Origin of the sequence: Xanthobacter flavus (assembly GCF_017875275.1) — a bacterium.
GTDB classification, from domain to species: domain Bacteria; phylum Pseudomonadota; class Alphaproteobacteria; order Rhizobiales; family Xanthobacteraceae; genus Xanthobacter; species Xanthobacter flavus_A.
The window spans coordinates 4755035-4780612 of record NZ_JAGGML010000001.1 but is presented as its reverse complement, the minus strand read 5'-3'; the positions used below and the strand labels follow the sequence as shown (position 1 = coordinate 4780612).

Genomic DNA, 25578 nt, shown 5'->3' with positions numbered 1-25578 from the left:
GGCCGGATGTCTTTTGAAATCAGGAAAGTCGCCGTCATCGGCGCCGGTGTCATGGGCGCCGGCATCGCCGCCCACGTCGCCAATGCGGGCATTGAGGTGCTGCTCCTCGACATCGTTCCCGAGGGCGCGGCCAACCGCAACGTCATCGCAGAGAAGGCCGTTGAGAAGCTGCTGAAGGCCGATCCCGCGCCCTTCATGTCTAAGGCGGCGGCGAAGCTGGTGAAGCCCGGCAACATCGAGGACAACCTCGCCGACATCGCCGATTGCGACCTCATCATCGAGGCCATCATCGAGCGGCTCGACCTCAAGCAGGCGCTTTACGCGAAGATCGAGGCCGTCCGCCGGCCGGGCTCGGCGGTGTCGTCCAACACCTCGACGATTCCGCTCGCCGACCTCACGGCCGGACTGCCGGAGAGCTTCCGCCGCGATTTCCTCATCACCCATTTCTTCAATCCACCCCGCTACATGCGCCTGCTGGAGATCGTCGCCGGACCGGAGACGAATCCGGACACGGTGGCGGCCGTCGCCCGCTTCGCCGACGTGAAGCTCGGCAAGACGGTGGTGATGTGCAAGGACACCCCCGGCTTCATCGCCAACCGGCTCGGCACCTACTGGCTGCAGCTGGCGGTGGGCGAGGCCTTCGCGCTGGGCATGAAGGTGGAGGATGCGGACGCGGTGATGGGCCGCCCCTTCGGCTTTCCCAAGACCGGCGTGTTCGGCCTCATCGACCTCGTGGGCCTCGACCTGATGCCCCATGTGCAGGGCTCGCTGAAGCGGGCGCTTCCGGCCACGGACCCTTTCCACGCGACGCTTCGCGACGAGCCGCTGATCGAGAAGATGATCTCGACCGGCTACACCGGCCGCAAGGGCAAGGGCGGCTTCTACCGCCTCAACCGCGACGGCGGGCAGAAGCTGAAGGAGGCCATCGACCTTTCAACCGGCGCCTACCGCCCGCAGGCCAAGGCGCAGGTGGCGGAGCTGGAGGACGGCGGCGGCCGGGACCTCTTCGCCCTCCTCTCCGCCCCCGGCGAAGGCGGGCGCTATGCCCGCGCGGTGATGGTGCGCACGCTGGCCTATGCCGCGCGGCTGGTGCCCGAGGCGGCCGACGACATCGTCGCCATCGATGATGCCATGCGCCTGGGATATAATTGGAAATCCGGCCCCTTCGAGCTGATCGACAAGATCGGGGCCGCCCGCCTCATCGACCTCCTGAAGGCCGACGGGGAAGAGGTACCGCCGCTCCTGGCGCTTGCCGCGGACAAGCCCTTCTACCGGGTGGAAAACGGCCAGCGCCAATACCTTGACCTTGATGGCACCTACCGCGACATCGTTCGCCCGGAAGGGGTGCTGCTGCTCGCCGACATCAAGCTGAAGTCGCAGCCGCTCGCGAAGAACGGATCGGCGGCGCTGTGGGACATCGGCGATGGTGTCGTGTGCCTGGAATTCACTTCCAAGAGCAATTCGCTGGACGAGGGCATCATCACGATGCTCGCCAAGGCGCTGAAGCTCGTAAAGGACAAGTACAAGGCGCTCGTCATCTATAATGAAGGCTCCAACTTCTCGGTGGGTGCCAATCTCGGCCTCGCCCTGTTTGCCTGCAACATCGGCGCCTTCGGCGAAGTCGAGAAACTGGTCGCAGCCGGGCAGAAGACCTATCAGGATGTGAAATACGCGCCATTCCCGGTGGTGGCGGCGCCGTCCGGCCTGGCCCTTGGCGGCGGATGCGAGATTCTCCTGCATGTCAGCGCGGTTCAGGCCCATGCCGAGAGCTATATCGGGCTCGTCGAATGCGGAGTCGGCGTTCTGCCGGCCTGGGGCGGGTGCACCGCCATGCTGGAGCGCTGGGCGGCCGACCCGAAATTCCCGAAGGGACCCATGCCGGCCCCCTCGAAGGTCTTCGAGACCGTCTCCACCGCCACCGTCGCCAAGTCCGCCGCCGAGGCGAAGGAGCTGAAGTTCCTGCGCGAGGGCGACGGCATCACCATGAACCGCGACCGCTTGCTGGCCGACGCCAAGGCCAAGGCCCTGTCCATGGTGGATGGCTACCAGCCGCCCAAGCCCGTTGAGTTCTTCCTGCCCGGTCCCTCCGGCAAGGCGGCCATGGACATGGCGGTGGAAGGCTTTGCCAAGAAGGGCCTGGCGACCCGGCACGACAAGGTGGTCTCCGCGGCCCTCGCCGAGGTGCTCACCGGCGGCGACGCCGACCACATCGCCCCGGTCCCGGCGGCGCGGGTGCTGGAGCTGGAGCGGGAAGGCTTCATGAAGCTCATCCGCACCACCGCCACGCTGGACCGCATCGAGCACATTCTTGAGACGGGCCGGCCGCTGCGGAATTGAGGGAGCAAATCCCCTCTCCCCTTGCGGGAGAGGGTCAGGGTGAGGGGTATGGCTCCGCCGGGCACAACCGCTCCGGAGACGGCGGCCGCCCCCTCACCCCCGCCCCCTCTCCCGCAAGGGGAGAGGGGAGCAACACAACAAGGGAGCCAACGCCATGCAGGTCTATACCCCCCCGCTGCGCGACATGCGCTTCGTCCTCCACGAGCTGCACGGCAGCGAAGAGCTGAGCACGCTCAAGGGGCTGGAGGAGCTTTCGCCCGATCTCATCGATGCGGTGCTGGAGGAGGCGGGCAAGTTCGTCACCGAAGTGCTCGCGCCGCTCAACCAGTCCGGCGACCTCGAGGGCTGCACCTATGAGAACGGCGTGGTGCGCACGCCCAAGGGCTTCAAGGAAGCCTACACCGCCTTCCGCGAGGGCGGCTGGAACGGCATTGCCTGCGATCCGCAATATGGCGGCCAAGGCCTGCCGGCGAGCGTGAACAAGCTGGTTGAGGAGATGCTCTGCTCGGGCAACCTCGCCTTCGGCATCTGCCCCGGCCTCACCCACGGCGCTTATCAGGCGCTCAAGGCCTATGCCTCCGAGGAGCTGAAGGAGCGCTTCCTGCCGAAGATGGTGGATGGCGTGTGGTCCGGCTCCATGTGCCTCACCGAGCCACAATGCGGCACCGATCTCGGCCTCGTGCGCACCAAGGCGGAGCCGCAGCCGGATGGGTCCTACAAGGTCACCGGCAACAAGATCTTCATCTCCGCCGGCGAGCAGGACATGACGGAGAACATCGTCCATCTGGTGCTCGCCCGCCTGCCGGACGCGCCCAAGGGAATCAAGGGCATCTCCCTGTTCCTGGTGCCCAAATTCCTGCCGAAGGAGGATGGCTCCGTCGGCCCGCGCAACGGCGTGCTGTGCACCGGCATCGAGCACAAGATGGGCATCCACGGCTCGTCCACCTGCCAGATGTCGTTCGACGAGGCCACCGGATGGCTGGTCGGCGAGCCCCACAAGGGCATGCGCGCCATGTTCGCCATGATGAATTCGGAGCGCCTCTCCGTGGGCACGCAGGGCCTCGGCCTTGGCGAAGCCGCCTATCAGGCCGCCGTCGTCTACGCCAAGGAGCGCCTGCAGGGCCGTTCGCTGACCGGCGCCAAGCATCCGGACAAGCCGGCCGACCCCATCATCGTGCACCCGGACGTGCGGCGCACGCTGATGACCATGCGCGCCTACAACGAGGGCTGCCGGGCCCTCGCCGGTTGGGTCGCCCGCGCGCTCGATCTCATGGAGCGGGCGGAGGACCCGGAGGAGCGCAAGCGCGCCGAGGACTTCACGGCGCTGATGACGCCCATCGTGAAGGCGCTGTTCACCGACCTCGGCTTCGAGGCGACCTCCATGGGCATGCAGGTCTATGGCGGCCACGGCTACATCCGCGACCACGGCATGGAGCAATATGTGCGCGATGCCCGCATCGCCATGATCTACGAGGGCACCAACGGCGTGCAGGCGCTGGACCTCGTGGGCCGCAAGCTGCCGGCGCACATGGGCCGCTACCTGCGCTCCTTCTTCCATCCCGTGCTCAACTACATGGATGCGAAGCTGGACGACGAGAATCTCGGCCCCCTCATCACCCCCCTCTCCAAGGCCTTCGGCGCGCTCCAGCTCGCCACCGCCCATATCGCCGAAAAGGGCCTGAAGGACCCGGAGGAGGCCGGCGCCGCCGCGACGCAGTACCTTCGGCTGTTCGGGCTCGTGGCGCTGGGCTACATGTGGGTGCGCATGGCGGAAGTGGCCTACGAGAAGCGCGTCTCCAACCCGGACGACGCCGCCTTCTACGATGCCAAGATCGTCACCGCGCGCTTCTTCATGGAGCGTATCCTGCCGGACGTGGCGGCCCTGTGGGGTTCCATCAAGGCCGGCAAGGGCGCCATGATGGCGCTGGACGAGGCGATGTTCTGAGGGCGTGTTTCTGACTTAGGACGGCACCGCCCTCGCCTTTTGCACCCCCCTCTCCCGCGTGCGGGGGAGGGTTGGGGAGGGGGCCATCCCTCTCCACCTGATGCGGCCGGGTGAGCGCGGACACCGCTTCCCCCTCCCTGCCCTCCCCCGCACGCGGGAGAGGGTTCAAACAATTCCGGGGCCTACAGCATTTTCCGCCCGCCTTGGCTCACGGAAACCGCTCTAAAGGGCCTCTCACAAGGACACTCCATGGCCGATCTCTCCTCCCTCGTCGAAGCCATCCGCGAGCGCGCCGATGCCCTCTCGGAGCTGGGCTACAAGGTGCGCTTCGATCTTTCCGATACCGGCGAGGCCATCCTGCTCGATGCCACCGGCGGCGGTGTTGAGGTGGGCGAGGGCTCGGGCGAGGCGGATGCGGTGCTGAAGCTCTCCACCGATACGCTGGACAAGCTCATCACCGGGCGAATCGGGCCGATGATGGCCTTCTCCACCGGCCGGCTGAAGGTGGAGGGCTCGCAGGGCGTCGCCTTGAAGCTCGCCGGCCTGCTCGACAAGGACTGAGGCCGGACGGGCGCCCCTCTCAGTCGTTCGGCGCCGGGAGTTTCGCGCCACCGGCGGCGAGCGCCGCCAGCAGCGTCTGGCGCAGCGCCTTGTTTTCGAAGGCGTGGCGTGTGCCGGTGACGGAGAGGTGATCGCCGTCCACGTAGTAGAAGCGCGCGCCCTCTCCCGCCGTGCAGCGGTCGTCCCGGCAGAAGATGTCGGCCATGCGGAAGGCCGCCGCGCCGTCATGCCGGCCGGCGGTGGCAAGGATGACCTCGTTCGCCGGGCCGACGATCTTCATCGCCTTGGCCAGCGGCTGGCTCATGCAGGCGTCGGAGCCGCCCGTCTGGTTGAACTCACGGGTCGCAACGCAGCCGGCAGGGGCCGGCTTGTATTCCGGCGACTGGCCCAGCACGATCACCTGCGGCCCAATCTTGCGCAGTTCGGCGACCGTGCGCTCCATCATGTGGGCGAACACCCGCTCACTTGAGGCCCGGTCGCGGGCGGTGCCGCCCGGCACCTCGGGGCTGACCAGCGCGAAGCCCTTGCCGGACAGGGTGGTCCACAGGGACCAGCGGCTCACCAGAACCACCACCTTGGGCTTGACGCGGCGAATCTCGTCCATCACGGCGTTGACGTAGCTGGCGCAGACGGCGCCGTTGTTGTGCTCCTGCCGGGCGATGCCGCCCACCAGCGGCGGGCAGCCGGCCATGGTCTGGAGCCGCGCCGTGAGCCCGAGCTTCTCCACCGCCTCCGCGAGGCCGAGGAAGGTCGCGCCGGCGTGGGAATCGCCCCACACCAGCACGTCATAGCTGCCCGTCGCAGCCCCCGGGCCGCGCGCGCAGAGGGCGATGGGCTGCATCTGGTCGGGGGTCCAGAAGCGGGCGTTGTTGTTGCAGCTGCGCTGGAACACGCTGCGGTCGTCGGCCGCCGCCTCGGCCGCCGCGCCGAGAGGGGAGATGGGGAAGACGCCCCGGCCGACCTTCTGCAGGGCCAGCGCGACGCCCACGGTGAGGAGAATGGCGCAGGCCCCCGCGCCGATGCGCAGAAGCCGCCGCCCACCCAGCGCGCTGCCGCGCCGCAGCGGCGTCTCCACATATTTCAGCGACAGGCCGGAGATGACGCCCGCCGCGAGGATGACGATGCCCGATTCGATATAGGTGGTGTGCCGCCCCTTCCAGATCGCAATGAGCACCAGCATGGGCCAGTGCCACAGATAGAGCGCGTAGGAGATGCGGCCCACATAGACCATGCCCTTCAGGCTCAGCGCGCGGGCGACGATGCCGCGCGGCGCGAAGGCGCCGGAATGGATGATCGCCACCGCGCCCAGCACCGGCGGGAGCGCCCACAGGCCGGGGAAGACCGTCTGCTTGTCGTAGGCGAACACGGGGATGACGATGGCCGCCGCCCCGGCGATGCCGAGCCAGGAGGCGGCTTTCTCCGGCAGGCGTGGCAGCGTGACCATGGCGAGCAGCGAGCCCGCGAGCAATTCCCACGCCCGGCTCTGGAGCAGGAAGAAGGCGGCCGACTGCTCGCTCTCCACGATGCTCTCGGCATAGGCGAGCGAGGCGAGCGCGATGAGCGTGAGCCCGCCGACCGCCAGCCGGCGGCCGCCCAGCTTCATCAGCACGAACAGGACGAGGGGGAAGAAAATGTAGAACTGCTCCTCCACCGCCAGCGACCACAGATGCAGCAGCGGCACCTCGTCTGCGGCGGGACCGAAATAGTTGAGCAGGTTCTCGAAATGGATGTTGGCGAAGAACAGGGCCGAGGGCACCAGCGTGCCCACATAGCCCTGCATCTGCCGCGGCATCAGGATGAGCGCCGCGAACAGGGTGGTCGCCGCCATCATGAGGAAGAGCGCGGGGAAGATGCGGCGGATGCGGCGGTCGTAGAAATCCGCCAGCGAATAGGTGCCCGCCGTCATCTCCTGATGGAGGATGGACGTGATGAGAAAGCCGGAGATGACGAAGAAGACGTCGACGCCGATATAGCCCCCGGTGAAGGGCGGTATGCGTGCATGGAACAGAACCACGCTGCCGACGGCGATGGCCCGAAGGCCGTCGATGTCGGACCGGTAGGCCAGACTCATCCTGGTGTCCTTGATCGGCGCGCCATACGCGCACGCCCCCGCGGCGACCGCCTTACCGGCAAAATTCGGCCGGGGCAAATCGCGCGCCGGGAGCGCGCGGCGCGGCGTCCGGCCTGACGCAGCGTCGTGCGGTCAGGTCCACGGCCGCGCTTCAGCAGAGCGAGTCCGGTGGCGGCAGGGGCCGCGGCAACGTCCGCCGCGTGCCGATCCTTGCCGGTCAGTCCTTGGCGGTGATTCCTTGGCGGTCAGTCCTTGGCCGTGCGTCCTTCGCCGGTCGCCGGCGCGAGGGAGGCGCTGGTGTTGCCGCCTTCGCCCAGCGCCTTGAGCAGGGCCGTGCGCAGGGCCGGGTCACGGCTCATGTGGTGGGCGCCGGTGGCGGAGAGGTGGTCGGCGTCCACATAATAGAACTGCTCCCCCTCCCCGGCGCGGCAGGTGCCGTTGCGGCAGAAGACATCGGAGAGCAGGAAAGTGGTGGTGCCGGGATAAGTCGCCGCCGCCTTGGTGATCATCTCGTTGCCGATGCCCACCACCTTGTCCACCGATGCGCTCGGCAGTTCCAGGCAGTTGCCGAGATTGCGCTTGTAGAATTCGCTCTCGGCGACGCATCGGCCCGGGGAGCGGCCGAACTCCGGCGTCTGTCCCACCAGCACCACATGGATGCCGAGGCCGGAGAGTTCCTTCAGGGTGCGGTCCAGCATGTGGGCGAAGACCTTCTGGCTCACCGCCTTGGAGCGCACGTCGCCGCCGGGCACCTCGTCGGAGGTGAGGGTGAAGGCGGGGCCGGCCTTGCTGGTCCACATGGCCCAGCGGCCGACCAGCACGGCGACCTGGGGCTTCACGCGGCGGATTTCATCCAGCACCTCGGAATTGAAGGCGGTGCAGGTCCAACTCGGCATGTCGTCGCGGTGCGCCTGGCCGCCGATCAGGGGCGGGCAGCCGGCCATGGTCTGGAGGCGTGCGGTGTGGCCGAGGGCGGCCACTTGCTCGGCGATGCCGATGAAGGAGGCGCCAGCGTGGGAATCCCCCCACACTACCACGTCATACTCGCCCTTGGCCGCGTCGGGTCCCACCGAGCAGGCCGAGGCCGGATTGAGCGCGGCGGCGCTCCAGCCCTTCGGCGAATTGTTGCAGGTACGGCTGAAGGGGCTCTTGTCCTCCATCGCCGCCTCGGCGCGCGCGCCCAGCGGTGAGATGGGATAGAAGCCGCCGCCCAGGCGCTCGAACAGCACGCCCACCGCCAGCGTCATGGCCATGGCCATGATGCCCACCGCGAAGCGCGCCCGGCGCTTGCCGCCCAGCGAGCCGGCGTGGCGCAGCGGCGTCTCGACATATTTCAGAGACAGCGCGGCGAAGATGAAGGCGACGATGAGCAGACCACCGCCCTCGAAATAGGTCAGCGCGCGGCCCTTCCAGATGGTGCCGAACACCAGCAGCGGCCAATGCCACAGATAAAGCGCATAGGAGATGCGGCCGACATAGACCACCGGCGGGCGGCTGAGGAACCAGTTGGCGTAGCCGCCCATGTTGATGGTGCCGGCATAGATCACCGCCGCCGTTCCGAACACGATGGGCGCGGCGGACAGGCCGGGGAAGGTCATGTCGTGGCCGTAGGCGAAGACCGGCACCACGATGGCCGTCAGTCCCGCGACGCCGATCCAGTTCGCGGCCTTTTCCGACACCTTCGGCATGTGCACCAGCGCCAGCAGCGCGCCGACCAGAAGCTCCCAGGCGCGGCTCTGCAGCAGGAAGAAGGACGCGGTGGGCTGGGTGCGCGCGCTCAGCTCCGCGTAGACGCCGGACACGACCGTGATGATGAGGAAGCCGAGGATCGCCATCCGGCGCGGGCCGAGGGTGACGCGCCCGCCGACCTTCAGGAAGGCGAACATGAGCAGCGGGAAGAAGATGTAATACTGCTCCTCCACCGCCAGCGACCACAGGTGCAGCAGCGGCGTCTCGTCGGCCTTGGGGCCGAAATAGCTCATCAGTCCCTGGAAGTGGATGTTGGCGTAGAACAGCGCGGAGGGAATGATGGATTCCGCGAACTGCACCATCTGCCGCGGCATCAGCAGGAAGGCGGCGACGAAGGTGCTCACCGGCAGCACCACGAACAGCGCCGGGAAAATGCGGCGGATGCGGCGGTCGTAGAAGTCGACGAGCGAGAACTCGCCCTTCATCATGTCGTTGTAGAGGATCGAGGTGATGAGGTAGCCGGACAGGACGAAGAAGATGTCCACGCCGATGAAGCCGCCCCGGAACGGCGGGATGTGGGCGTGAAACAGCAGGGCGACCACGACTGCAACGGCCCGCAAGCCATCGATATCCGGCCGATACTTCAGATTCATGCCCCGCCCCCGGATCAAGGCGCGCAGCCGCCCGCGCGCAAACCTCGTCTTTTTCCGGATAACAAACAGGCGACCTTGGGGCAATTGCCGGGCATGGCCAAGATTTGGTCACACCCGTTAATCATCCCGTCATGGGGCGCGGGTGCAACACCCGGAGGTACCACCGACCCGCATGCGCGGCCCGGTAGCATGCCCCCTACTCCGCCGCAATTCGTTCCGCGGGCGCGGGACGGGGCGGGTGGGCACGATCATCATGCCGGCCGGAGACCGCGTGGTGCACGATAGCGTCCAGCCGGTCGAGATAGAGATAGATCACCGGCGTGATGAACAGCGTGAGCAGCTGTGACACCAGGAGCCCGCCGACGACCGCGACGCCCAGCGGCTGGCGCAGCTCGGAGCCCGCGCCCGCGCCGAGCGCGATGGGCAGCACGCCGAAGATGGCGGCGAGCGTCGTCATCATGATGGGCCTGAAACGCAGCAGCGCCGCCTCGCGGATGGCATCCTGCGCCGCCGCGCCGGCGCGCCGGCGTTCCAGCGCCACGTCGATCATCATGATCGCGTTCTTCTTCACGATGCCCACCAGCATGATGATGCCGATGATCGCGATCACCGAAAGCTCCATGCCCGCCGCCATGAGCGTCAAAAGCGCGCCGATGCCGGCGGAGGGCAGGCCCGAGAGGATGGTGATGGGGTGGATGAAGCTCTCGTAGAGCACGCCCAGCACGATGTAGATGACGACCACCGCCGCGAGGATCAGCAGAGGCTGGTTGGACAGCGAATCCTGGAACACCTGCGCCGTGCCCTGGAAGCCGGTGACGACGCTGTCCGGCACCCGCGCCTCGGCGGCCGCGGCGTTGATCTCCTCCACCGCCTGGCCGAGCGAGGTGCCCGGCGCGAGGTTGAAGGAGATGGTGACGGAGGGCTGCTGCTGCTGGTGCTGCACCGAGAGGGGGCCGACCGTGCGCTTGATGTTCGCCACCGCCTCCAGCGGCACCACGTTGCCGGAAGAGGTGCGCAGATAGACCCGGCCGAGGTCGCTCGGGTCGCGCTGGAAGATGGGCTGCACCTCGGCGATGATCGCGAACTGGTTGGTGGGCGTGTACAGCGTCGCGATCTGCCTCGTGCCGAACTGGGTGTAGAGCGCGTCCCGCAGCTGCTGCTCGGTGATGCCGAGGGCCGCCGCCTTGTCCTTGTCCAGCTCGATGGTGAGCTGGGGATTGGTGATCTGGAGGTCGGAGGTCACGTCCCTGAGGCCGGGCAGCGTCGCGAGCTTCTGCTCCATCTGCTGGGCGAAGGTGTAGAGGGTCGCGGTGTCGGGGCTCTGCAGCGTGTACTGGTACTGGCTCTTGGAGGCGACGCCGCCGACGCTGATGTTCTGCACCGCCTGGAAGAACACGTTCACGCCCGGCACCTGCCCGACGCGCTTCCTCAAATTCTGGATGACCTCGTTGGCGGAGAGCTTGCGCTCGCCCGGCCCGGAGCCCTTGGGCTTCAGGGCGATGAACATGCGGCCGGTGTTGGTGGTGCGGCTGATGCCCGTGGCACCGGCGGTGGAGACGAGATAGTCCACGTCCGGATCGGCGCGCACCACGGCCGCAACCTGTTTCTGGCGCTCCACCATGGCCGCGAAAGAGCTGTCGGTCGCCGCCTCCACCGTGCCGGTGATGAAGCCGTTGTCCTCCTGCGGGAAGAAGCCCTTGGGGATGACGATGTAGAGATAGACCGACAGGCCGATGGTGGCGAAGGTCACCACCAGCATGAAGGGGCGGTGGCGCAGCACGAAGTCGAGGCTCACCCGGTAGGCCGCGAGCCAGGCGTCGAACATCCGCTCGGTGACGCGGAAGAACCAGCCGGGCTTCTTCGTGTGGTCCACCGGCTTCATCACGCGGGCGCACAGCATGGGCGTGAGCGTGAGGGAGACGAAGCCGGAAACCAGGATCGCGATCGAGATGGTGACCGCGAACTCGCGGAACACCCGGCCCACCACCCCGCCCATGAACAGCACGGGGATGAACACTGCCACCAGCGAGAGCGTCATGGAGATGATGGTGAAGCTGATCTCCCGCGAACCCCGCAGCGCGGCGCGGAACGGGCTCTCCCCCGCCTCCACATGGCGATAGATGTTCTCCAGCACGACGATGGCGTCGTCCACCACGAAGCCGACGCACAGCGTCAGCGCCAGCAGCGTCATGTTGTTGATGGAATAGCCGAAGCCCCACATGGCCGCGAAGGTGGCGATGATGGACAAAGGCAGCGCCAGCGAGGGGATGAGGGTCGCGCGCACGTTGCGCAGGAACAGGAAGATCACCAGCACCACGAGGACGATGGCTTCGAACAGGGTCTTCTGCACGTCCGCCACCGCGTCGCGGACGGAGACGGAGCGGTCGTTCAGCACCTCGATGCCCACCGAGCCGGGAAGCTGAGCGCGGAACTGGGGCAGGCGCCGGCGCACCTCGTCCACCACCTGCACGGTGTTGGCGTCGGGCTGGCGGACCACGGCCAGCACCACGGAGCGGCGGTCGTTGAACCAGCTGGCGACGCGCTCGTTCTCCACGCCGTCGGAGACGACGGCGATCTCCTCGAGGCGCACCACCGAGCCGTCGCGCGCCTTCACCACCACCCTGCGGAACTGGGAGGCGTCGGCCTTGGGCGTGCCCATGTCGATGGTCTGCGCCTGCTTCGGACCGGAGACGATGCCGAGCGGCGTGTTGGAGGCCGCCGCCTCCACCGCGCGCTGGATGTCGTCGGGCGAGATATTGCGGGCGCCGGCGGCGGCGGGATCGACGCGGATGCGCACGGCATATTTCTGTGAGCCGTAGATCTGCACCTGCGCCACGCCGGGCAGCTGGGAGATCTGCTGTCCGACCAGCGTGTCGGCATATTCGTTCACCGCCGACAGCGGCAGGGTGTCGGAGGAGATGGCGAGCAGGATCACCGGCGCGTCGGCGGGGTTCACCTTCCGGAAGCTCGGCGGGGTCGTCATCTCGTCCGGCAGCTGGCGCTGGGCCACGGAGAGGGCCGACTGGACGTCGAGGGCGGCCGCGTCGATGCTGCGGTTCAGGTCGAACTGCACCGTGATCGAGGTGGAGCCCTGCGTGGACGAGGAGGTGAGCGAGGAGATGCCCGCGATGGTGGCCAGCTGGCGTTCGATGGGCGTCGCCACCGAGGTCGCCATGGTCTCGGGGCTCGCGCCCGGCAGCGTCGCGGTGATGTTGATGGTGGGGAAATCCACCCGCGGCAGCGCCGCCACGGGCAGCTGGCGATAGGCGAACAGGCCCGCCACCACGAGCGACAGCATGATCAGCGTCGTCATCACGGGGCGGCGGATGCACAGTTCGGAGAACATGGGCTCAGCTCCCGGTGGCGGGTGCGGCGGTGCGGGTGCGCACGTTCACGCGGCTGCCCTCGCGCAGGGAGAGCTGTCCGTCGGTCACCACCGTCTCGCCGCCGCTGAGGCCCTTGGAGATCACACTTCGCCCATCCACCGTGCGGGCGACGGTGACCGGCCGCACGTGGGCGATGCCATCGTCCACGACGAAGACGAACGGCCCGTCCTGCCCGTTCTGGACCGCCTCGCTCGGCACCGCGACCACATTGTCCTCGATGCGCAGCGTCACCGTCACCGCGCCGAGGGCGCCGGGCCACAGGCGCTCGTCGGCATTGGGGAAGATGGCGCGGGCGGTGAGGGTGCCGGTCTGCGGCTCGATGGTGTTGTCGATGACCGCGACAATGCCGCCGGAGATGGTCTCGCCGGTGCCCTGGAAGGCGAAGGACACCTTGGCGTCCTTCGCCTCCCTGAGGCCGGCGATGTAACGCTCCGGCAAGCCGAAGGCGACATAGATGGGAGCGAGCTGGCGCACGGTGGCGAGGGTATCGTCCACCCGGATCACCGCGCCGGGGCGCACGGCGGAGACGCCGATGCGGCCGGTGACGGGCGAGCGGATCTCGTAATAGCCGCGCTGCACCTTGAGCGCGGTGAGGTTGGCCTCGTCCTGCGCGACGGTCGCCTTCTGCACGTCGGCGGTGGTGCGGGCATCGTCCACCTGCACCTGGGAAACGGCGTTGCGGGTGGCGAGGCCGGCATAGCGCTCCACATCGCGCAGGCTCTTGTCCAGTTGCACCTTGTCCCGGTTGAGCGTCGCCTCGGCCTGAAGAATCTGCGCGTCGATGACGCGGGCGTCGAGCCGGTAGAGCAGGTCGCCCTCCTTCACGCTCGCGCCGTCGGCAAAACCCACCGTCTCCACGGCGGCGGCGACGCGGGAGCGCACCGGGACCGTGACCATGGATTCCACCGTGCCCAGCGCCTCGACCCGCACCGGCAGGGAGGTCCGCTCCGCCGTTCCGGCGAGCACGGCGATGACCCGCTGCTGCGGTGCCTGCGCCTTCTGGCCGCCCGCGGCGAGCCACGGCTTCTTGTCCCACACCCATGCCCCGCCGCCGAGGAGGGCCAGGAACAGGACCGCGAGGACAATCTTGCGACCGGCCGATCCGCCGCTCTTTGCGCTATCCGGTGCGTGCTCGGCTGGCATGAAGTCCTCGATACTCCCACGGCGTCGAAACGTTTCGCGCCGCAATGCAACAACAATTCAGCGCGCTGGTCCAATTAAGCTTTTGTCACGGCATCTCGCCATGGAAGCGCGCGCAATGACGCATTCGTGAAGGGTGAGGGCCACGCTTAAAGCCCCCGCCTTTACGTGACCTTTGGTCAGAGTCGGCCAGCAAGACCGGCCAGTTGCTCCAGCGCGCGGTCGATGGTGGCGTCGTGCTTGGCGAAGCAGAAGCGCACCACGCTCTTCACTGCATCCTGCGCATAGAAAGCCGACACCGGGATGGCCGCCACCTTCCGCGTCTTCACGAGATCGAGACAGAAGGCCTCGTCATCGATGGAGACACTTTGGGGGGAGAGGTCGATGGAGAGGAAATAGGTGCCGCGCGAGGACAGCACGTCGAAGCCCAGTTCCTTGAGCCCCGTTGCGAGGCGGTCGCGGGAGCGCTGGAGGCCGGCGCGCATGGTGGTGAAATAATCGTCCGGCTTGCCGAGCCCGTAGGCCACCGCCGCCTGGAGGTTCGGCGGCGTGGTGAAGGTGAGGAACTGGTGCGCCTTGGACAGCACCTTCATGAGGTGGGGCGCGGCGAACACGAGGCCCACCTTCCAGCCGGTCATGCCGAAGATCTTGCCGGCGGAAGAAATCTTGACCGTGCGCTCGCGCATCCCCGGCAGCGCCATCAGCGGCTCGAAGGTGAGGCCGTCGAACACCACGTGCTCCCACACCTCGTCGCACACCGCATAGGCGTTGAAGCGCACGCAATAGTCGGCAAGCAGTTGCATCTGCGCGCGGTCGTAGACGACGCCGGTGGGGTTCTGGGGATTGTTGAAGAGCACGAGCTTGGTGCGCTCGGAGAATACCTGGTCCAGCTTCTCCGACGTCATGGCCCAGGAGGGCGGCTCCAGACGCACGAGGCGGGGAATGCCCCCTGCCCGCTGCACCAGCGGCAGATAGGCATCATAGAGCGGCTGGAACAGCACCACCTCGTCGCCCGGCTCGATCAGCGCCAGCAGCGCGCCGGCCAGCGCTTCGGTCGCGCCGGAGGTCACCATGATCTCGGCGTCTGGATCGAGCTCCAGCCCCTGCCAGTGGCGATAATGCGCCGCCGCCGCCTGACGCAGCTCCGGCAGGCCCATCATGGGCGGATACTGGTTCCAGCCATCTACCACCGCCCGCGCAGCGGCCTCGCGCACGTCGAGCGGCCCGGGATCGTCCGGGAAGCCCTGGCCGAGGTTGACCGCCGCATGGGTGCGGGCAAGGCCGGACATCACCTCGAAGATGGTGGTGGGCAGGCCGGCATAGAGGGGATTGAGCGGACGCGGCGTAAAGTGCGGCTGGGACATGGGAAATTCGCAAGGCAAGGAAGGTGGGGCGACTGGCCTGCGCCGTTTAGCCCCTTCAGCCCTCCTGCGAAAGCCCGGTGGACACCCCCGCCTCCCCCGGCATCAGCGGCCGCAGGGCCGCCAGCAGCGCCTCGGGCGTCACCTGCGCCATGGGCATCAGAACCTTGGCCGCCTCGGTGCGGCGGCCGGGGCGCATCACCAGCACCACCGTTTCCGCGCCGCCGCAGGCCGGATCACCGCAGGAGATCTCGGAGACGGAAACGGTGGCCGCCTCCTCCAGCGCCAGGGTGGTGCGCACCAGGTCGGCCAGGGTGCGCGAGGCATCGAGGCCGGGTCCGGCCTCGCCGCGGCGGCGCATGAACAGTCGCATCCGTTGGGTCTCCGCATACGCACGACTTCAAGAACGCCCCTGTTTCATCCACGCTCGCGGCATGAACATGACGGCGGCGGTTGTCGGCCTCTATTCGTCGTCCTCGTCCTGCTCCGGCGGAAAGCCGAGCAGGCGACGGGCGCGGGCGATGGAGCGCTTGAGTTTGCCGGCCTGCAGCCGCAGCACCACATAGCTCACCCGCCCGTCGGTCACCGCCCGCACCTCTATCACCGCTTGTCCGTAGGCGATGCGCATGCCCGGCGCGGGCTTGTCGTCGGAGCGGTCGGCGAAGGCGTCGGCGATGGTGAGGCCGAGTTCGGCGTCCGGAACGGCAAGGCCGTAGAAGCTGGCGAGATCGCCCAGCCGCACCTCGCCGACGAAGGGGAAGGCCGCGCTGTCGTCGAGCGGCGTCGCTTCCTCGGGCCGGAACAGGCGGTCCAGTTGGTGCACACGCTTGGGCGGTGCCAGCACATAGCCGTAGTCGCCGGCCTTGAGGGGGCCGGCCGCCTCGGGCGTGAGCGTCTCGTTGGCGCGCACCACCATCATCAGGCGCGCCCACTCGGGCAGTTGCGCCTGCCCCACCACGGGCGTCGCCGCCATGACGGGATAGGCGACCAGCTCCATTTCCGTCTGTCCCGGCAGGTCGATCTCGAAGCGCCGGACGCCGGGATCGGGATCGGACAGGGCCACGTCGAGCCGCCGCGCCGCGTAGCCCATGGTCCAGCCGTGCAAGATCAGCGAGACGACCACCACCGCGAAGGCGACGTTGAAATACACCTCCGCCATGGGCAGGTGCGCCAGCATGGGGATGGTGGCGAGGAAGATGGATACCGCCCCGCGCAACCCGGCCCAGGAGACGAACAGCTTCTCCTTCAGCGAGAAATGGAACGGCGCGAGGCAGGCGAACACCGCCGCCGGCCGACCCACAAGAATCAGGAAGGCCGCGACGCCGAGCGCCGGCAGGGCGTATTGCAGGAGCTTCTCGGGCGAGACCAGCATGCCCAGCATCACGAACATGACGATCTGGCAGAGCCAGGTGATTGTATCGAGAAACGAGGTGATGGAGGCGATGGCCCGCACCGGCCGGTTTCCCACCACCAGTCCCGCCAGATAAACGGCGAGGAATCCCGAGCCGTGCAGCAGCGAGGTAAGCGCGAACAGCAGCACCGCCACGCCCACCACCATCACCGGATGAAGACCGCCCGGCAGGTCCACGCGATTGAGCAGCGCCACCAGCGCATATCCGCCCGCGACGCCGAGCACCGCGCCCAGAACCATCTCGCGGAGCGCGCCGAACACCACCACGAGACCGGGATCGCCCACATGGCCGCCGGCGCTGCTCGTGAGCATTTCCACCAGCAACACGGTGAGGAATACGGCGGCGGGATCGTTGGTGGCGGATTCGATCTCGATCACCGAGCCGACCCGGCGGCCGAGGCGCAGCCCCTGCGCGCGGACCAGGAACAGCACGGCCGCCGCATCGGTGGAGGCGACGATGGCGCCGACCAGCAGGCCCTCCATCCAGCCAAGGCCGAGGAGTGGCACGGCCACCAGCGCCACCAGCGCGGCGGTGAAAGCGACGCCGACCGTGGAAAGTCCCACAGCGGGCAGGATGGCGCCGCGCATGGAGGCGACCCGCATCCTCAGGCCGCCGTCGAACAGGATTACCGCCAGCGCGGCGGATCCCACCATGTAGGTGGCCCAGTAGTCATCGAAATGGATGCCTCCCGGCCCCCCCTCGCCGGCCGCCACGCCGACCACGAGGAACACCAGCAGGATGGGCGCGCCGAACCGGGCGGCGAGCAGGCTGGAGAGCGTTCCAACCACGACCAGCGCCGCAACCACGAGGAGGACTATGTTTGATACAACAACCGATCCCATGTGTCCAAAAAGCCCTGGCCCCGCCGAATCCTGAACGTCACAGTAGCGCGGCGACCGTCTAAGGCGTAAGGTTCTCGCATCGTGGTGCGGAATTACCAATTCTGTATTACGAACGGACCGATCCGGGGGCGGAAAGGGACGCGAATGACATCAAGCGCCACCCCCAACGCCTATCTCGTCATGGCGATGGTCAGCGAAGAGGGGAAACTTCTCCTCCAGAGCGAAACGATTTGCTTCGACCGCGAACTGGCTTTTTCCATCGCGGACGACGAGGGAGACCATCGCACCTGGGTCGGGGTCTATGCCCTTGATGCCGATGGCCGCAGCCTCCAGAACAGCGCCGTCTATTGCAGCGGCTGCCTCCACGCTCCCGGCACCGGCACCCCCCGCCACCTCACGGGCAGCGCGCAGGCTGGCGTGATCTTCTCCTGACGCGCGACGCTCAGCCGCCGGAGCGATCCGGCGCGAGCCGCCCGTTGATGAAGGCGACGGCCTCGAACGGCGAAGCCACCCGCACGAGGCGCACGCGACGGCTGCCGCACAAGTCGCAGCGCAGGCTGTTGGCCCGCATTTCAGATGTGTCCTCCAGCCGGCCGTCCTCGTCGCCCCGAGGGGAGAGGATGGAGCGGCGGTGGCAGCGGTCGCATTCGGCGCAGATCATCCCCCTCCACTACCACGCGATCGCGGTCACATGATGGCCGCATTTGCGCCCGCGCGCTCGGAAGGTCGCGTCACAGCAGCGCGCGCACCTCGAAGAAAAGCCGGACCTGCCGCTCGGCGAAGGCGATGTCCTCCGGCCGCCCGGCCTCGGCGGCGCCGATGAGTGCCTTCAGGGCATTGTCCAGCTCCGGCCCCTTCTCACCTTCCGCGAAGCGGTGCAGCAGCACGCGACCGCAATCGCCGAGCGTGGCCAACCACGATCCGTCGTGGAGCCAGATGGGGCGGATGAGTTGGGTTTCCCAGAAGCGTGCCATGGTGGAGGACTAACGGGGCCAGGGCCGGTTTGTTTCCCGGCTCAGACAGCTTCCAGCACCGCCACCGCGAACCAGCGGCGCGGGTCGGTCCACAGTGCCGCCTGCCGCCAGCCGGCGGCCTGCGCCATGCCCATCAGCCGCGGAGCCGCATACTTGTAGGAATTCTCCGTGTGGATGGTCTCGCCAGGCGCGAAGGTGAAGCGCACGCCGTCGAGCCGCACGGTCTGCGCCGCCCGGCTCTCCAGATGCATCTCTATGCGGCTCTCGGCTTCATTAAATACGGCGCGATGGTGGAAGGCGGAGAGGTCGAAATCCGTCCCCAGTTCCCGGTTCATGCGCGTCAGAAGGTTGAGGTTGAAGGCGGCGGTCACGCCCTGATGGTCGTCATAGGCGGCTTCCAGCACCGCGCGGTCCTTCGGCAGGTCAAACCCCAGCACCAGCGCCGCGCCAGCGCCCAGCGACTGCCGCGCATGGGTCAGGAACGCCTCGGCCTCGGCCGGCGTGAAATTGCCGATTGTCGAGCCGGGGAAGAAGCCAATGCGCCGCCCTCCTTCGCCAAGATCCGGCAATTCCAGCGGCCGTGTGAAATCGCCCTCCACCGGCGTCATGGCAACCGACGGATAATCCCGTGCCAGCGCGGTCACGGCAGCCCGCATGTGCGGGCCGGAGATGTCGATGGGCACGTAGGCGACGGGGCGCTCCAGCGCATCGAGCAGCAGGCGCACCTTCACGCTCGATCCGGAGCCGAACTCCACGAGGCTCGCGCCCGGCCCGGCGAGGGCGGCGATGTCGCCGGCATGGGCCTTCAGCACGCCCAGCTCGGTGCGGGTGGGATAGTATTCGGGCAGGCGGCAGATGAGGTCGAACAGGCGCGAGCCGGCCTCGTCATAGAAATACTTGGGCGAAAGCTGCTTTGGGCTGGCAGACAGCCCCTCGATCACGTCGGCGCGGAAGGCGGCGCGCTCGGGGGACTCTCGGCTCTCAGGGGCGCACAGAAGGGACGAAGCGCGCATCAGGCATCCTCGGCAAGGCGCAGGCCGGCGAAGGCCCAGCGCTGGTGGGGATAGAAGAAATTGCGGTAGGTGGCCCGCACATGGCCTTCAGGCGTCGCGCAGCAGCCGCCGCGCAGCACCATCTGCGACGACATGAACTTGCCGTTGTATTCGCCGAGCGCGCCCGGCGCGGGGCGATAGCCGGGGTAGGCCACATAGGGGCTCTGGGTCCATTCCCAGACATCGCCGAACATCTGCGCAGGCAGATCATCCGTGGCGGCGGGAAGCGGGCGCAGCGCGTCGCTGTCGAGGAAATTGCCGGCGACGGGCAGGCCGCGTGCCGCCACCTCCCACTCCGCTTCGGTGGGCAGGCGCTTGCCGGCCCAGCGGGCGAAGGCGTCGGCCTCGTAATAGCTCACATGCACCACCGGCGCGGCCGGATCGAGCGGGGCGAGGCCATTGAGGTTGAACGCCTGCCAGTCACCGTCATGAAGCTCCCAATAGAGCGGCGCCTCATATTCCCCCGCCTTCACCCGCGCCCAGCCGTCCGCGAGCCACAGGTCCGGCCGGCGATAGCCGCCATCCGCGATGAAGGCGCGCCACTCACCATTGGTCACGGCGCGGGAGGCGAGGCGGAAGGGGCGCAGCAGCACCTCATGGCGCGGCCCCTCATTGTCATAGCAGAAGCCCTCCCCCGCGTGGCCCATCTCGAAGATGCCACCGGGATAATCGACGAACGCCAGCGGCCGCGCCTCCGCCGTCGGCGCGGGCACCGCGGGCCGGTAGGCGGGACGCAGGGGATTGGCGGCGAACAGGTTCAGGATGTCCATCAGGATCAGTTCCTGATGCTGCTGCTCGTGGTTGATGCCGATCTTCACCAGCGGCGCGAGACGGGCGACGGTCTCCTCGTCGGCCCCGGTGAGGAGGTCTGTCATGGCGTGGGTGACATGCCGGCGATAGTCCGCCACCTCCGTCACCGTGGGGCGGGTGATGAGGCCGCGCGCGAAGCGGGCATGGCGGGGACCGGCGGCCTCATAATAGGAATTGAAGAGGAAGGCGAAATCCGCGTTGGCGACTTGGTAGCCCGTCAGGTGCGGCACCAGCAGGAACGTCTCGAAGAACCACGAAACGTGCGCGAGGTGCCATTTGGTGGGGCTGCAATCCGGCATGGATTGCACCGTCTGGTCCTCGGGATGGAGGCGCTCCGCCAGGTCTTCGGTCTGTCTGCGCACCTTGAGAAAGCGGGCGATGGCGGGGCCGCGCCCGGTCTCATCCGAGGCCTCGGGCCGAATAGGCTGCGGCGTCGCGAGGGGTTTCCAGGGCTTGTTCATTCGTCCTCGCTCACCGATGCGGCCTCGGACCGCCTCCGACATCAACGCCACAGACGCCGTGTGGTTTCTACGGCCGAGTTCGGGCCATGGACCTCCGGCGTTACATTGAAGCCACGCACGATGTCGCGAGGCTGTGGGACCTGCTCAGCCGCGAGCCAGAGCCACGAGGGCATCGATGGAGCGGCGGGAAGGGCTCGCGGCGCGGAACAGCGCCAGCGTGCCCACCCGCCCACGACCGGGGGGAAGAGGGCGCGTTTCCACCTCCCCTGCCCTGCGCCAGCGCTCCACCGCCGCTTCGGGCAAAAGCGTGCGTCCGAGCCCGGCGGCGACGCAGCCCATGATGCCGTCCAGCGTGCCCAGTTCCAGCAATGGCAGGTCGCCAAACGCCTCGGCGAAGCGCGCGCGGTAGCAGCAGCCCGCCCGGAAGACGACGGCGGCCGCCTCCGCCGCGCCGCCGATGGGCAGCACCTCCACCAGGTCTTCCTCGAACAGCGGCACGCTTTCAAAACGCGCCTCTGCCGCCTCCTCGGCCACGAAGGCGAGGTCGATGTCGCCCCGCCCGAGCGCCGCGACCAGTTCGCCGCTGGTGCCGGTGGTGATGGAGAGGCGCAGGTCCGGCAGCTGCGCCCGCGCCGCTTTCAATAGCGGCGGCAGGCGCACGGCGGCGGTGGTCTCCATGGTGCCGAGGCGCAGCGGCGGGAAGGCCTCGGCCGCCGAACGCAGCCGCTTCTCCGCCTCTTCCGACAGACGCACGATCCGCGCGCCATAGTCGAGAGCCATCGCACCGGCGGCGGTGGGCACCATGCGGCCGTCGATGCGCTCCACGAGCTTCTGGCCGAGCCGGTCCTCCAGCTTGCGCAGGCGGGTGGTGACATTGGACTGCACGCAGCCGAGGCGCCCGGCGGCGCGGGTGACGCTGCCGGTCTCGGCCACCGCTTCCAGGAAGCGGAAATCGCGCAGGTCCATCATCAGAAGTGAACGATAATATCAGAATGTTTCAATTTCAATGATTGATGGAAGCGCGATAATGGCGGCCACCCCTCGGGAGACAACGCCATGACCGCCGCCACGCCCGATGCTCCCGCCGCCGCCCGCTGGCCCGACCGGCGCATCCTCGACCTGTTCGGCATCGAGCACCCCATCCTGCTCGGCCCCATGGCCGGCCCCGGCTCGCCGGAGCTGGCCATTGCGGTGGGCACGGCCGGCGGCCTCGCGTCTTTACCCTGCGCCATGTATGGGGCGGACGATCTTAAGGCGGCGGTGGCGAAGATCCGCGCGGGCCTGCCGGGCAAGCCGCTCAACCTCAACTTCTTCTGCCACACGCCCCCGCAGGACGATCCGGCGCGGGCGCTGCGCTGGCGGGCGCGGCTCGCCGATTACTACGTCGAGGCCGGGCTCGACCCGGCCGCGAGCACCCCCTCCCCCTCCCGCGCGCCGTTCGACGACACGTTCTGCGCCGTCGTGGAGGGGGTGCGCCCCGAAGTGGTGAGCTTCCATTTCGGCCTCCCGGCGCCGGCCCTCGTGGCGCGGGTGAAGGCGACGGGCGCAAAGATCATCTCGTCCGCGACCACGGTGGCCGAGGCGCGCTGGCTGGAGGATCACGGCTGCGACGCCATCATCGCCATGGGCTTCGAGGCCGGCGGCCATCGCGCCCTCTTCCTCGGCGGCGATTATTCGCAGACCCCCATCGGCTGGCAGGACGTGGCCCGGCAGGTGGGCACCTTCTCCCTCGTGCCGCAGGTGGCGGATGCGGTGAGGGTGCCGGTGATCGCCGCCGGCGGCATCGCCGATGCGCGCGGTATCGTGGCGGCGCTGGCGCTGGGGGCTTCGGCGGTGCAGATCGGCACCGCCTACCTGTTCTCGCCGGAAGCGAAGGTGCCAGCCGTCCACCGCGCCGCCCTGGAGGCCGCGACGGACGAGAGCACCGCGCTCACGAACATCTTCACCGGCCGCCCCGCGCGCGGCATCATGAACCGCGTGATGCGCGAGATCGGCCCCATCGCGCCGGAGGCCTCAGCCTTCCCCACCTCCGGCGGTGCTCTTGCCCCGCTGCGCGCCAAGGCTGAAGCGGAAGGCCGGGACGATTTCACCAACCTCTGGTGCGGCCAGTCCGCCGCCCTGAGCCCGCGTCTTCCGGCCGCCGACCTCACGCACAAGCTCGCCACGGAGGCGCTCGCAAGGCTCGCCTGAGCCCGCGGACGCAACTGGCCCCACGTTTGCACCTGCTCCAATCAGCGTTCCTGTGCGGATGGTTTGGAGGATGCGATGTCGGACGATGCCCTGAGCCCGGTGATCGTGGCCAAGAAGACGATCGAGGCCGAAAACATGGCCTCCTTCGAGCTGATCCCCGCCGAGGGCGGCGAACTGCCCGCCTTCACCGCCGGCTCGCATGTGGATGTGACCATCCCCGGCGGCCTCGTGCGGCAGTATTCCCTCATCAACAGCGAGAGCGAGCGCCATCGCTACGTGATCGGCGTTTGGAAGGATGCCAACAGCCGCGGCGGCTCCAAGGCCCTGTTCCAGCAGGTGAACGAGGGCGACCGCCTCGCGGTGGGCACGCCGCGCAATCGCTTCGCCGTGCCGCGCGACACCAAGCGCGCGCTGCTGTTCGCCCGCGGCATCGGCGCGACGCCCATTCTCTCCATCGCCGATCATCTCAAGGCGAAGAACATCCCGTTCGAGTTCCACTATCTCTTCGCGGGCGGCTCGCCGGGCGCGTTCAAGTCCACCATCGAGGGATCCGCCTTCGCGGCCAACACCACCTTCTATTTCGAGGCCGCCGAGCCCCGCCTCAACGCCGCGAACCTTCTCGCGGACCGGCCGGACGACACGCACGTCTTCCTCTGCGGGGTGGACTGGTGGCTCGACCCCATCATCGCCAGCGCCCAGCAGAAGGGCTTCGGCGTCAACCGCATCCATGTGGAGCGCTTCACCGGCAAGGCGCCGCCGCCGCTGCTGGACAAGGTGTTCGACGTGAAGATCGCCTCCACCGGCAAGGTCATCAAGATCCCCGGCGACCGCTCCGTTTCGACCGCCATGGAAGAAGCAGGCGTGAAGATTCCCACCTCCTGCGAGCAGGGCGCCTGCGGCACCTGCAAGGTGAAGGTGCTGGAGGGCGAGGTCGATCACCGCGACAAGCGCCTCAAGCCCGAGGACAAGGCGCAGGGCTGGTTCCTGGCCTGCGTCTCGCGTGCCAAAGGCGACCTGCTGGTGTTGGATTTGTGACAATTCCGCCTGGCGCTTGCTGCCCCCTCGCGACGGAAGGATGAGAGCATGGTCACTGAGGAAGATGTCTGGCGCACCGCCTTCATCATCGCCGAGCAATACGGCCCCGAGGGCGTCGCCTTCGCCCATCGCATGGCGGAGAGCTTCGAGCTGGGTGGCAAGGTCGAGGCGCACCGCACCTGGGTCTCCATCATGAGCAAGGTGGAAGAGCTGGTCCAAGACGAGGACGACGACGCCCCCGCGCGCGCAAACTGAAGCCCGGCGACACGCGCCGCGCCCGGCCCACCGGGCGCGCGCCCGCGCCAGCGCTGGATTTTACCCGGCGCGCAACACCGCTGTGATCAGCGGCTTTCGCCCCCTTGAAATTGCAGAGCGCCCCGCGTAGGTTCCGCGCTCTCTTCCGGCGCCCGACGCGCCGGAGCCGTGCAGGTGTAGCTCAGTTGGTTAGAGCGCCGGTCTGTGGAACCGGAGGTCGGTGGTTCGAGCCCACCCACCTGTACCATACAGGCACTGCCCTTTCTCATATTCCCTAGTTCGCTGCCGCGCCGGTTGCGTGTTTGCGCCGTCGCTGCCGTCTTCGTCACGCGTCGCAAGAAAGCTGTTGCGTGAAATGTATGCTTGACCCTACATTCATATAAAGCCGGTGCAGACGGCCTTCGCGGTGGTCCAGCGCCAGCGGACCAGAGGGTTCTGCGCCAAAGGTGACGCGCCAAAGGTGACGCGCCAAAGGTGACGCGCCGGGGTGACGTGCATGTCCGAGACGCTGACCAACGTTGCACCGCTCGACGCCGAGGGGCCTTTCCCGCCCCTCGACCGCGCCTCGCCGCTGCCCCTCTATGCCCAGATCAAGCAGCGGCTGATCGGCCTCATCCTCAAGTGGGAACAGGGCGACCGGCGCTTCTATTCGGACGAGCAGCTCTGCGCCATGTTCTCGGTGAGCCGGGACACGGCGCGGCAGGCGGTGGCGGAGCTGGTGCAGGAGGGCCTGCTCACCCGCAGCCGCGGCCTCGGCACGTTCGTCGCCGTGCGCAAGCTGGAAGAGCGCTTCAACCCGGGCATGGATTTCCTGAACCAGTGGGCCGCCACCGGCATGCCCATGCAGGCGACCGTGCTGGCCTTCGAGCGCATCGTCGCCGACGAGACCATCGCCGCCAGCCTTGAGACCGAAGCCGGCGCGCCGGTGCTGTTCATCAAGCGCCTGCGCGCCGCGGCCCGCGTGCCGCTCGCCATCGACTATCGCTATCTGCCGGCCGATCTCACCATCGGCTGGACGGAAGAGGCGGTCCACGGCTCGCCCCTCCATCGCCTGTGGCAGGCGGTGGACCTGAAGACCGGCGACTTCACCATCGAGGCCGGCGTCGCCGGGCCGGAGGAGGTGGAGTATCTCCACCTCACCAAGGGCGCCCCGGTGCTGATCCGCACCCTGAGCTATCGCGACGCCGCCGGCCGCCTCGCGCTCTCCGGCCACACCGTGCATCGCGCCGATCTCGTGCGCTATTCGCTCAGCGTTCCCCTTTCCCGCGACGGCGGCCCCGCCGCCGAGATCGACCGCAGCGGCGTCCACGACGACTGACCGCCATGCCCGCAGCCGTTTCCGCTCCGGGCATTCCGTCCGGCGCACGATGAACGAGGCGCACGAAGCGCCCTTCCAGAGGAGGC

Annotated in this window: 20 protein-coding genes and 1 tRNA gene; 9 read left to right on the top strand and 12 right to left on the bottom strand. The window is 68.1% G+C overall.

The genetic code is table 11. The features are described 5' to 3' along the window. The first annotated feature begins 6 nt into the window (after positions 1 to 6). The 3 genes from J2126_RS22425 to J2126_RS22415 all read left to right on the top strand — a co-directional run bounded on the left by J2126_RS22425 (position 7) and on the right by J2126_RS22415 (position 4843). Positions 7 to 2337, top strand: coding sequence for a 3-hydroxyacyl-CoA dehydrogenase/enoyl-CoA hydratase family protein (locus tag J2126_RS22425; RefSeq protein WP_209489007.1), 2331 nt, complete (start codon positions 7 to 9; stop codon positions 2335 to 2337). Positions 2338 to 2491: 154 nt separating this feature from the next. Continuing rightward, on the top strand, positions 2492 to 4282 hold the full coding sequence (locus J2126_RS22420; RefSeq protein ID WP_209489006.1) for an acyl-CoA dehydrogenase C-terminal domain-containing protein: 1791 nt from the start codon (positions 2492 to 2494) through the stop codon (positions 4280 to 4282). Between the two features lie 249 nt (positions 4283 to 4531). Next, positions 4532 to 4843, top strand: a complete 312-nt coding sequence (locus tag J2126_RS22415; RefSeq protein WP_209489005.1) for an SCP2 sterol-binding domain-containing protein — start codon at positions 4532 to 4534, stop codon at positions 4841 to 4843. A gap of 19 nt (positions 4844 to 4862) precedes the next feature. Here J2126_RS22415 and J2126_RS22410 read toward each other — a convergent pair whose 3' ends face one another. The 7 genes from J2126_RS22410 to J2126_RS22380 form a co-directional block, all read right to left on the bottom strand. After that, positions 4863 to 6914 carry an acyltransferase family protein gene (locus J2126_RS22410; RefSeq protein ID WP_209489004.1) on the bottom strand — a complete coding sequence of 684 codons (2052 nt, stop codon included), beginning with the start codon at positions 6912 to 6914 and terminating at the stop codon, positions 4863 to 4865. A 245-nt stretch (positions 6915 to 7159) separates the two neighbouring features. Beyond that, the gene (locus J2126_RS22405; RefSeq protein ID WP_209489003.1) at positions 7160 to 9256 is read right to left on the bottom strand and encodes an acyltransferase family protein; all 2097 of its coding nucleotides are present in this window, start codon (positions 9254 to 9256) and stop codon (positions 7160 to 7162) included. A 196-nt stretch (positions 9257 to 9452) separates the two neighbouring features. Next, positions 9453 to 12602, bottom strand: a complete 3150-nt coding sequence (locus J2126_RS22400) for an efflux RND transporter permease subunit (RefSeq protein ID WP_209489002.1) — start codon at positions 12600 to 12602, stop codon at positions 9453 to 9455. A 4-nt stretch (positions 12603 to 12606) separates the two neighbouring features. Next, on the bottom strand, positions 12607 to 13785 hold the full coding sequence (locus J2126_RS22395) for an efflux RND transporter periplasmic adaptor subunit (RefSeq protein WP_209489001.1): 1179 nt from the start codon (positions 13783 to 13785) through the stop codon (positions 12607 to 12609). Positions 13786 to 13961: 176 nt separating this feature from the next. Next, on the bottom strand, positions 13962 to 15146 hold the full coding sequence (locus J2126_RS22390) for an aminotransferase (protein WP_209489000.1): 1185 nt from the start codon (positions 15144 to 15146) through the stop codon (positions 13962 to 13964). 55 nt (positions 15147 to 15201) lie between these two features. Then, positions 15202 to 15516: a hypothetical protein gene (locus J2126_RS22385; RefSeq protein ID WP_209488999.1), complete on the bottom strand. Its 315-nt coding sequence runs from the start codon at positions 15514 to 15516 to the stop codon at positions 15202 to 15204. Between the two features lie 90 nt (positions 15517 to 15606). Next, positions 15607 to 17397, bottom strand: a complete 1791-nt coding sequence (locus tag J2126_RS22380) for a potassium/proton antiporter (RefSeq protein ID WP_209488998.1) — start codon at positions 17395 to 17397, stop codon at positions 15607 to 15609. Positions 17398 to 17541: 144 nt separating this feature from the next. Here J2126_RS22380 and J2126_RS22375 point away from each other — a divergent pair, with 144 nt between their 5' ends. Next, complete coding sequence (locus J2126_RS22375) at positions 17542 to 17829, top strand: hypothetical protein (RefSeq protein WP_209488997.1); 288 nt, start codon at positions 17542 to 17544, stop codon at positions 17827 to 17829. 10 nt (positions 17830 to 17839) lie between these two features. Here the strand turns inward: J2126_RS22375 and J2126_RS22370 are convergent, their stop codons facing one another. The 5 genes from J2126_RS22370 to J2126_RS22350 all read right to left on the bottom strand — a co-directional run bounded on the left by J2126_RS22370 (position 17840) and on the right by J2126_RS22350 (position 21663). After that, positions 17840 to 18058, bottom strand: coding sequence for a hypothetical protein (locus J2126_RS22370; RefSeq protein ID WP_209488996.1), 219 nt, complete (start codon positions 18056 to 18058; stop codon positions 17840 to 17842). A 70-nt stretch (positions 18059 to 18128) separates the two neighbouring features. Then, positions 18129 to 18371, bottom strand: a complete 243-nt coding sequence (locus J2126_RS22365) for a hypothetical protein (protein ID WP_209488995.1) — start codon at positions 18369 to 18371, stop codon at positions 18129 to 18131. A 41-nt stretch (positions 18372 to 18412) separates the two neighbouring features. Next, positions 18413 to 19384 carry an L-histidine N(alpha)-methyltransferase gene (gene egtD / locus J2126_RS22360; protein WP_209488994.1) on the bottom strand — a complete coding sequence of 324 codons (972 nt, stop codon included), beginning with the start codon at positions 19382 to 19384 and terminating at the stop codon, positions 18413 to 18415. Continuing rightward, positions 19384 to 20694 (bottom strand): ergothioneine biosynthesis protein EgtB, encoded by a 1311-nt coding sequence (gene egtB / locus J2126_RS22355; RefSeq protein ID WP_209488993.1) that lies wholly within the window; start codon positions 20692 to 20694, stop codon positions 19384 to 19386. The genes egtD and egtB overlap by 1 nt, the downstream gene beginning before the upstream one ends. A 144-nt stretch (positions 20695 to 20838) precedes the next feature. Beyond that, complete coding sequence (locus J2126_RS22350) at positions 20839 to 21663, bottom strand: LysR substrate-binding domain-containing protein (protein ID WP_209488992.1); 825 nt, start codon at positions 21661 to 21663, stop codon at positions 20839 to 20841. An 87-nt stretch (positions 21664 to 21750) separates the two neighbouring features. On the opposite strand from J2126_RS22350, the gene J2126_RS22345 reads away from it, so the two are divergent. The 5 genes from J2126_RS22345 (at position 21751) to J2126_RS22325 (ending at position 25492) form a co-directional block, all read left to right on the top strand. Further along, positions 21751 to 22884 carry an NAD(P)H-dependent flavin oxidoreductase gene (locus J2126_RS22345; protein ID WP_209488991.1) on the top strand — a complete coding sequence of 378 codons (1134 nt, stop codon included), beginning with the start codon at positions 21751 to 21753 and terminating at the stop codon, positions 22882 to 22884. 75 nt (positions 22885 to 22959) lie between these two features. Further along, positions 22960 to 23919 carry a PDR/VanB family oxidoreductase gene (locus tag J2126_RS22340; protein ID WP_209488990.1) on the top strand — a complete coding sequence of 320 codons (960 nt, stop codon included), beginning with the start codon at positions 22960 to 22962 and terminating at the stop codon, positions 23917 to 23919. Between the two features lie 48 nt (positions 23920 to 23967). Next, the gene (locus J2126_RS22335; protein ID WP_209488989.1) at positions 23968 to 24174 is read left to right on the top strand and encodes a hypothetical protein; all 207 of its coding nucleotides are present in this window, start codon (positions 23968 to 23970) and stop codon (positions 24172 to 24174) included. A gap of 170 nt (positions 24175 to 24344) precedes the next feature. Then, a tRNA-His gene (locus J2126_RS22330) sits at positions 24345 to 24421 on the top strand. Between the two features lie 249 nt (positions 24422 to 24670). Then, positions 24671 to 25492, top strand: coding sequence for a GntR family transcriptional regulator (locus J2126_RS22325; protein WP_209488988.1), 822 nt, complete (start codon positions 24671 to 24673; stop codon positions 25490 to 25492). Positions 25493 to 25578: the final 86 nt, after the last annotated feature.

Coding starts and splice junctions, on each gene's coding strand:
- J2126_RS22425 (WP_209489007.1), top strand. CDS start 7: ATGTCTTTTGAAATCAGGAAAGTCGCCGTCATCGGCGCCGGTGTCATG.
- J2126_RS22405 (WP_209489003.1), bottom strand. CDS start 9,256: ATGAATCTGAAGTATCGGCCGGATATCGATGGCTTGCGGGCCGTTGCA.
- J2126_RS22385 (WP_209488999.1), bottom strand. CDS start 15,516: ATGCGACTGTTCATGCGCCGCCGCGGCGAGGCCGGACCCGGCCTCGAT.
- J2126_RS22335 (WP_209488989.1), top strand. CDS start 23,968: ATGGTCACTGAGGAAGATGTCTGGCGCACCGCCTTCATCATCGCCGAG.
- J2126_RS22370 (WP_209488996.1), bottom strand. CDS start 18,058: ATGATCTGCGCCGAATGCGACCGCTGCCACCGCCGCTCCATCCTCTCC.
- J2126_RS22380 (WP_209488998.1), bottom strand. CDS start 17,397: ATGGGATCGGTTGTTGTATCAAACATAGTCCTCCTCGTGGTTGCGGCG.
- J2126_RS22415 (WP_209489005.1), top strand. CDS start 4,532: ATGGCCGATCTCTCCTCCCTCGTCGAAGCCATCCGCGAGCGCGCCGAT.
- J2126_RS22350 (WP_209488992.1), bottom strand. CDS start 21,663: ATGATGGACCTGCGCGATTTCCGCTTCCTGGAAGCGGTGGCCGAGACC.
- J2126_RS22410 (WP_209489004.1), bottom strand. CDS start 6,914: ATGAGTCTGGCCTACCGGTCCGACATCGACGGCCTTCGGGCCATCGCC.
- J2126_RS22400 (WP_209489002.1), bottom strand. CDS start 12,602: ATGTTCTCCGAACTGTGCATCCGCCGCCCCGTGATGACGACGCTGATC.
- J2126_RS22395 (WP_209489001.1), bottom strand. CDS start 13,785: ATGCCAGCCGAGCACGCACCGGATAGCGCAAAGAGCGGCGGATCGGCC.
- J2126_RS22390 (WP_209489000.1), bottom strand. CDS start 15,146: ATGTCCCAGCCGCACTTTACGCCGCGTCCGCTCAATCCCCTCTATGCC.
- J2126_RS22340 (WP_209488990.1), top strand. CDS start 22,960: ATGTCGGACGATGCCCTGAGCCCGGTGATCGTGGCCAAGAAGACGATC.
- J2126_RS22345 (WP_209488991.1), top strand. CDS start 21,751: ATGACCGCCGCCACGCCCGATGCTCCCGCCGCCGCCCGCTGGCCCGAC.
- J2126_RS22420 (WP_209489006.1), top strand. CDS start 2,492: ATGCAGGTCTATACCCCCCCGCTGCGCGACATGCGCTTCGTCCTCCAC.
- J2126_RS22365 (WP_209488995.1), bottom strand. CDS start 18,371: ATGGCACGCTTCTGGGAAACCCAACTCATCCGCCCCATCTGGCTCCAC.
- J2126_RS22325 (WP_209488988.1), top strand. CDS start 24,671: ATGTCCGAGACGCTGACCAACGTTGCACCGCTCGACGCCGAGGGGCCT.
- egtB (WP_209488993.1), bottom strand. CDS start 20,694: ATGAACAAGCCCTGGAAACCCCTCGCGACGCCGCAGCCTATTCGGCCC.
- J2126_RS22375 (WP_209488997.1), top strand. CDS start 17,542: ATGACATCAAGCGCCACCCCCAACGCCTATCTCGTCATGGCGATGGTC.
- egtD (WP_209488994.1), bottom strand. CDS start 19,384: ATGCGCGCTTCGTCCCTTCTGTGCGCCCCTGAGAGCCGAGAGTCCCCC.